Raw genomic sequence first — 7,044 nt, forward strand, 5'->3', positions numbered from 1 at the left:
GGGCAGGGGGCAGGGGGCAGGAAAAATATTTATTACCTATTAGCTATTAGCTATTAGCTATTACCTATTACCTATTACCTATTACCTATTACTTATTACCCGTAGGGAGGAATATCTTGACTGACATAGGTGTCAACTTAACCTAAAATCCATAGTCCAACTGGGAATGAATTCCCAGTCTCGTAGCAAAAGTCATCTAAAAGATGACTAAAAGAACATTCTGTATGTATCTCAATAGTTTGCTGATGTACTTATTATGTATTTATTTCTAAATTGTTAGATATCAAAGAATAAAAATAATTTTTACTGGTAATGCGAATTGACAAGTCGGTTTTAGATGAATTTGGTTATGAAACTGGGAATATAGTTGATGCTATCATTCCCAGTTAAGACTAGGAAACTCTTAATTTATCCCCAGTGGAAACTGTTATAGCCGGATTACTAATGGTTTTTAACGCCATTCTATTCCTCGATTGTTTCCATAGGTACATTAAAGCTAAGATGGGAATGGTGGGTAATATAGCACCTGGACTGATGTCGAATGGTACGGGGGTAGCGGGGGAGTATGTAAGAGTTGTAGAGTTGATGTCTGCTACTCCTGAGAACGCGTTAGTTTGACCAACCTTAGATAAAAGTGTACCAAAAGTACCTGGCTGGAAATTGAGAGCAATTCCCTCTCCGGGATTTTGCACTGCAAAGTTGCTTGCCGTAATCGTGCCATTAGATACTGTAAAGGAATTGTTTACTACACTCGAAAAATAAGATAACACATCTACAGGTTGAGTATATCCTAGTGCAGCAGGGGCTGAATTTATTTTCATAGACGTAGCCGCAAATGTTCCATTACCATTTGGCAATTCTAACGTACCTGATACAGTCCCATTAACTGGACCCTGAATATTGTTAAAACTGAAATTGAATAGTTGGATTGCTTGTGCTGGCTTTTCCCATGCGACAATGCTAGTGGCCAAAGCACCACCAACAACAACTAATGGCAGAATCTGAGATAGTTTCATCATGATATATCTTTGTATTCATGTTTGAATTTGACCTATATCTCAGTATAGTAGCAATGGTGTTATTGTCTTTTTTTTACAAACTTTTACAATATTTTACCGAAAACTCTCATATCTCGTCTGTTTATGCCAAAAAACAACCGCCTCCATGATGGTAAGCGGTTCTGCACAATTCAATAGACATCTCCAAAAAAGTAGAGACGTTCCATGGAACGTCTCTACTACAAGGGTTTTATGTCAAGCATCTTTAAACTCGGCCTATGTCTATTAAATAGAATTTCAATATAGTTCTTCCTTATCAAGTCTATGATAACAAATTCAAAATCAATTGTCAAGCCCCTAATCCCAATTTTCGGCGGGAAAAATCAAAAAGTTTTCAATTCTTCATAAAGTCATGAAAACATCATAAACGGTCTTTTGAAAAAGATTAGCTAACAGATTGTAACCAAGTTTGTAAATCTGTAACTGAGGTAAAATCTAACAAGGCTTCTCCTAATTCCTCCAGTTGTGCAACCGGTAATTTTTGGACTTGTTGAATCAATGATGAGTCCATTGTACCAATGCGGCGATTTAACTGACGGATAATCAGAAGTTGTTCTCCTTGTTGCAGTCCTTCTTGTAGTCCTTCTTGTCTAGCGAGTTCTCGCTCTTGTTGATAAAGTGGTGCTAATCTCATAATCAACTCCCTATCTTCTGCTTCTATTTCTGGACTTTGATTTATTCTCAAGTTCTGTTGCAGGTTGTAAAGTAATAGGACTTACGCAAGATTCATGGAATAACGAACCACAGAGGCACAGAGGTCACGGAGAAATGAGGATTTGAGAGATATTTTGCGTAAGTCCTGATTTCTTCTGTTGAGGCTGGGTTGCGAAATGGTTCAAATATGGCTAGTGTGGTGGCTAGTTTACCTAATAAACCTAATGATGCTATATCCGCTTTTTGTTCAAGAAATGGTGTAAATAATACGTCTATTTCCCGTACTTCTCCAGGTACATGACTGGGTGCTTCTACTTTTCCATAAGGTTTTAGTAGTTCTTCTAAATAATCTTTGGCGAATTGGTCATGTATAAATCTCGTCATTTATTCGACTTTTGCTAATAGATGTATTAATTTAACATTTTTGGGGTCATGGCGATCGCATCCCACATCTGTGTTATTAGTTAACCATGAAAGAGAGGTTCCATCCCAGGTAAAGGGGAGTAGGGGGAGTAGGGGAAATATCTATTATCCATTACCTATTACCCATTACCTATTACCCATTACCTATTACCTATTACATTGGCAACACGATGTTTGATAACTTTTGCTGGTACACCTACCGCAATGGAATAAGGGGGAATATCTTTATTGACTACTGCACCTGCACCAATAATGCTACCTTCACCAATGGTAACTCCATCTAATACAGTCACACCATGTCCTAGCCAACAGTCATCTTCAATAGTAATTCCGTCACGAGTCACACCTTGCTGTTTTATAGGTAGTAACAAGTCTGTAAAAACATGATTATTGGCATAGATGCCACAATGAGAAGCTATCATACAGTTTTTACCAATGCGGATATCTCCCTGACCAGCAATACACACACCAGGAGCTATATAAGTATTTTCATCAATATATATAGAAGTATTATCCATGCATCCAATGTCCACATTCCGCTCAATTGTGACTTGATTACTAATATACATTCTATTGTTTTGATGTCCTTTGGCATCTAAACGCACACCCTTGAAGATATTCACTCCATTCCCAATTTCAATAAATGAACTTCCAGTTATTTCTACTCCATGTTGAATAAAAACTTCATTACCCATACTGCCAAAAATATTTTGATATACCAATCTTCTTAGCTGTGGTCCCATTGCAATTGTTGGTAAATCTCCCAATAAAGTAGTGATTAATAGTTCTTGAAATCTTTGAATTTTTGCAGGACATTTTTGTTCAATCATGATACATATCTCATCAATAAATTATTTCTAAGACAGAAGGAATTCAGGAAGATCAAAAATAATTTTCCTCGATACTAGAAGCAAGCAAATTCATCCATAGGACTCCCAAAATATCTACAAAATTCCCAATTATGGCAATACATAAGTTTGCCTACAGTTGTCAATTGTGTACTCAATTACTGAAAAAATTTCGATTTAAACAGTTTCGCAATGATATCTAAATAAGTTATTTGATCTAAGTTTAGACTCATTTTTATATGCACCTCTATTGAATTAATCAGCAACGTTAATCACCTTTTTCTGGGTTGCATAAATTCACTAGCTAATATCAGTGCATAGCAGTAGTTAGTCTCAGTTAATCTCTGGGCAAGTAATTGGACAGAATTAATGACACACACTGTTTTTTGTTCTCTGATAACCTGATTGAAGTTAATTTTGTCAAACTACTGATGAGATTAATTTGGTAAACATATCAACTTTTACTGTATCGGGAAAGTTGAGACAGTTGGTAATGCAACTACGAATACAGAAATATTCATGCAGATCAATTACCAGGAGTTTTTGCTATGTTTTTTCCACAAATTGTCTTAAATATTTGTGTTTTCACAACAATGAATTTCCGTAGGTATTAATAGTGCTAGAATCACTTCTTTTGTGTCACAATTTGATTTTTATTCAATTGGGATGATTATTTTTAAATAAAAACTACTATGGTGGAGTGTCTCCCACATCTGCCATGATGTTAAAATTCACCATTGGTGCAAACAAGAAGGCACTACCGCGACTGCTGTGGCGGCTTTCTTGTAAATAACTTGTAGAGTATACGGCTCTAATCATGTTGCACACAAATGATTTATAGACTAAGTAAATTACATTTTCAATTACAGAATTGTTGTTTGGGAACAATTGCTATTAAGCATAACATATTTTTGATTGGGTGAACAAGTTTTATCAAAAAAGATTAAGGTAATAAATACAGCAGAATTCAGCAGTAAAAATGGGTTACTGTTCGGCTTTGAATTTAGAGCGTGTACTTCATTAATCTGCAATTTGCTGTAATATATTTAGATCCCTGACTTGTGAAAGAAGTTGGGAATCTTGGATTTAGATTTACTCAATCAATAAAATTTAATTTGTTTTAATTAAGTTTGGACAGAACTGTGAAGTGATCTACTGGTAACAGTGCTTTGTGACCTGTTTGCAGTAGCACTTTGCGATCGCTATTTTGCCTATATACACAGCAGATAATTAAATTTTACTAAAACTTTAGCCATAAATCAGGAAACCCCGTAGACTCAGGACACCTTTTAGTTTCATGTTTATCTCTAGAAATTAAATAGTTGCCAATTCTTAACAAAGTCATCAAACGTTGACAAATACGGTATAAAGAGTTGGCAATATTAGGTAAAAACAGTAAACAATATCCATAGCTGAACTTAAAGTTTTTCTAAACTATGCAGCCAATTCGTACTTTTAATGTATCTCCTTCACTACCCTCCAGACTAGAACCCCTGCGGAAACTAGCCTACAATCTCCATTTTGATTGGAATGTAGAGAGCAAAGACCTGTTTCGGCGTTTAGATCCTGATTTATGGGAATCTACCCACCATAATCCAGTATTGATGCTGGGAACTATTAGTCAAAGCCGACTATTAGAAGTTGTTGAAGATGAAGGCTTTTTAGCGCAAGTAGATCGAGCAGCGCGGCAGTTAGAAGATTATTTGCAGGAATACACTTGGTATAAAAAACAAAAAAATCAGCATCAGAAGGAATGTTACGCCTATTTTTCTGCTGAATTTGGGTTAGTAGATTGCTTACCTATCTATTCAGGTGGTTTGGGTGTACTCGCAGGAGATCACCTGAAATCTGCGAGTGATTTAGGATTACCTTTGGTGGGTGTGGGCTTATTATATCAACAAGGCTACTTTGCCCAGTATCTTAATGCTGATGGTTGGCAGCAGGAACGCTACCTCATCAATGATTTCTATAATATGCCTTTGCATTTGGAACGCAATCCCGATGGTACAGAATTACGGATTGCGGTAGATTATCCTGGACGTAAGGTATATGCACGGGTGTGGCGTGTTCAGGTGGGAACCGTACCTCTGTATATGCTTGATACTAATATTGAGCCGAATAAGGCTTACGACCACGATATCACCGATCAGTTATATGGTGGTGATATAGATATGCGTATCCATCAGGAGATTATGCTGGGAATAGGTGGGGTGCAAATGCTCAAAGCCTTGGGCTATGAAGTCACTGCTTACCACATGAATGAAGGTCATGCGGCTTTTTCGGCTTTAGAACGCATTCGCATTCTGATTCAGGAAAAAGGACTGAATTACAGAGAAGCTAAACAGGTGGTGTCTTCTAGTAATATTTTCACTACCCACACTCCAGTTCCCGCGGGAATTGACTTGTTTGCTCCTGATAAGATCTTGCATTATTTGGGTTACTATGCAGATATCTTTGGTTTACCGAAAGAGCAGTTTTTAGGTTTGGGACGAGAAAATACTGGTGATTTGTCTGCACCTTTCAGTATGGCAGTTTTAGCACTGAAGATGGCGACATTCTCTAATGGTGTGGCACAATTGCATGGTGTTGTTTCCCGGCAGATGTTCCAAGGTTTGTGGCAGAAAGTTCCTGTGGAAGAAGTGCCAATTGCCGCCATTACTAACGGTGTCCATGCCCGCAGTTGTGTAAGTAAATCTACGCAAGAGCTATACGATCGCTATCTTGGTCCAAACTGGTCATCAGCACCACCAGATAGCCAACTGTGGGAACGCATGGATGCAATTCCCGATGAGGAGTTGTGGCGGAATCACGAGCGCTGCCGTTTGGATATGGTGTTGTATGTTCGAGAACATTTAGTCAAACATTTGCGCGATCGCGGTGCTTCTGCTTCTGATATTGTTCAGGCACAAGAGGTGCTTGATCCTAACGTTTTCACAATTGGCTTTGCCCGTCGTTTTGCTACTTACAAACGCGCTACTCTCTGGATGCGTGATTTGGAAAGAATTAAAAAGATTTTACTCGCTAACAAAAACCGCAAGGTGCAGTTTGTGATTGCTGGGAAAGCACATCCTAAAGATATTCCTGGTAAAGAATTAATTCGGGATATTAACCGCTTTATCCGTGAACACCATTTAGAAAAACAGGTGGTATTTGTCCCTAACTACGATATTCACATCGCCCGCTTAATGGTAGCAGGTTGTGATATCTGGTTAAATACTCCCCGTCGTCCCCGTGAAGCTTCGGGGACAAGTGGCATGAAAGCTGCTATGAATGGTTTACCAAATCTCAGTGTTCTTGATGGTTGGTGGGATGAAGCGGACTATGTTCGCACAGGTTGGGCAATAGGACATGGTGAAAACTATGATGATCCTAATTACCAAGATGAAATAGAAGCTAACGCCCTCTATGAGTTGTTAGAAAAGGAAGTTATTCCCCTATTCTATGATCATCGTGATGGTGATGGTTTGCCTCGTCCTTGGGTAGCAAAAATGAAAGATGCGATTCGGTTGAATTGTCCTTTCTTTAATACAGCCCGGATGGTGCGAGAATATGCAATGAGAGCTTATTTCCCGGCGAGCGATCGCTATCATACCCTCACCGTTGATAATTATAGCCCAGCCAAGGAATTAGCCGCTTGGAGAGCAAAATTAGGTGAACACTGGTTTAACATCAAAATCAAAGATGTTGACGTATCCGCAGCATCAGACATTGAAGTTAATCAAACTGTAGCGGTGAAAGCTAAGGTAGATTTAGCAACTTTGAAAAATGATGATGTGCAAGTAGAACTATATCAAGGCTCTATAGATGCAAACGGTGATATTGTCAATGCTGTACCTGTAATCATGGATTATCAAGGACAAGATCCAGAAAATTCCAGTCTTTATACCGCAAATATCACCTACACAACCTCTGGTTTGCAAGGTTTATCTTTGCGTGTCCTACCTCGAAATCAATACCTCTCTAGTCCCTATGAACCCAGATTAATCGCCTGGGCGGAATAATCTGTCCTATTACCAACACCTTATAAGCCCCCTCCTTGCTTGCGGGGAGGGGGTTGGGGG

6 protein-coding genes are annotated in these 7,044 nt (G+C 38.5%); 1 reads left to right on the plus strand and 5 read right to left on the minus strand.

The window, feature by feature from the left end; genetic code table 11:
* Positions 1 to 392: 392 nt before the first annotated feature.
* The 5 genes from IQ226_RS24095 to IQ226_RS25750 all read right to left on the minus strand — a co-directional run bounded on the left by IQ226_RS24095 (position 393) and on the right by IQ226_RS25750 (position 3,802).
* Positions 393 to 1,019, minus strand: coding sequence for a PEP-CTERM sorting domain-containing protein (locus tag IQ226_RS24095; protein ID WP_193899603.1), 627 nt, complete (start codon positions 1,017 to 1,019; stop codon positions 393 to 395).
* A 424-nt stretch (positions 1,020 to 1,443) separates the two neighbouring features.
* Complete coding sequence (locus tag IQ226_RS26110; protein ID WP_370567227.1) at positions 1,444 to 1,743, minus strand: DUF4351 domain-containing protein; 300 nt, start codon at positions 1,741 to 1,743, stop codon at positions 1,444 to 1,446.
* Positions 1,744 to 1,784: 41 nt separating this feature from the next.
* Positions 1,785 to 2,096 (minus strand): hypothetical protein, encoded by a 312-nt coding sequence (locus tag IQ226_RS26115; RefSeq protein ID WP_370567228.1) that lies wholly within the window; start codon positions 2,094 to 2,096, stop codon positions 1,785 to 1,787.
* 179 nt (positions 2,097 to 2,275) lie between these two features.
* Positions 2,276 to 2,965: a DapH/DapD/GlmU-related protein gene (locus IQ226_RS25790; RefSeq protein ID WP_193899605.1), complete on the minus strand. Its 690-nt coding sequence runs from the start codon at positions 2,963 to 2,965 to the stop codon at positions 2,276 to 2,278.
* 708 nt (positions 2,966 to 3,673) lie between these two features.
* Positions 3,674 to 3,802 (minus strand): hypothetical protein, encoded by a 129-nt coding sequence (locus tag IQ226_RS25750; protein ID WP_255540000.1) that lies wholly within the window; start codon positions 3,800 to 3,802, stop codon positions 3,674 to 3,676.
* A 617-nt stretch (positions 3,803 to 4,419) separates the two neighbouring features.
* Between IQ226_RS25750 and glgP the strand changes: the two genes are divergently transcribed.
* Complete coding sequence (gene glgP / locus IQ226_RS24110) at positions 4,420 to 6,984, plus strand: alpha-glucan family phosphorylase (RefSeq protein ID WP_193899607.1); 2,565 nt, start codon at positions 4,420 to 4,422, stop codon at positions 6,982 to 6,984.
* Positions 6,985 to 7,044 lie beyond the last annotated feature (60 nt).

This window comes from Dolichospermum sp. LEGE 00240 (assembly GCF_015207875.1).
Lineage (GTDB): Bacteria > Cyanobacteriota > Cyanobacteriia > Cyanobacteriales > Nostocaceae > Dolichospermum > Dolichospermum gracile.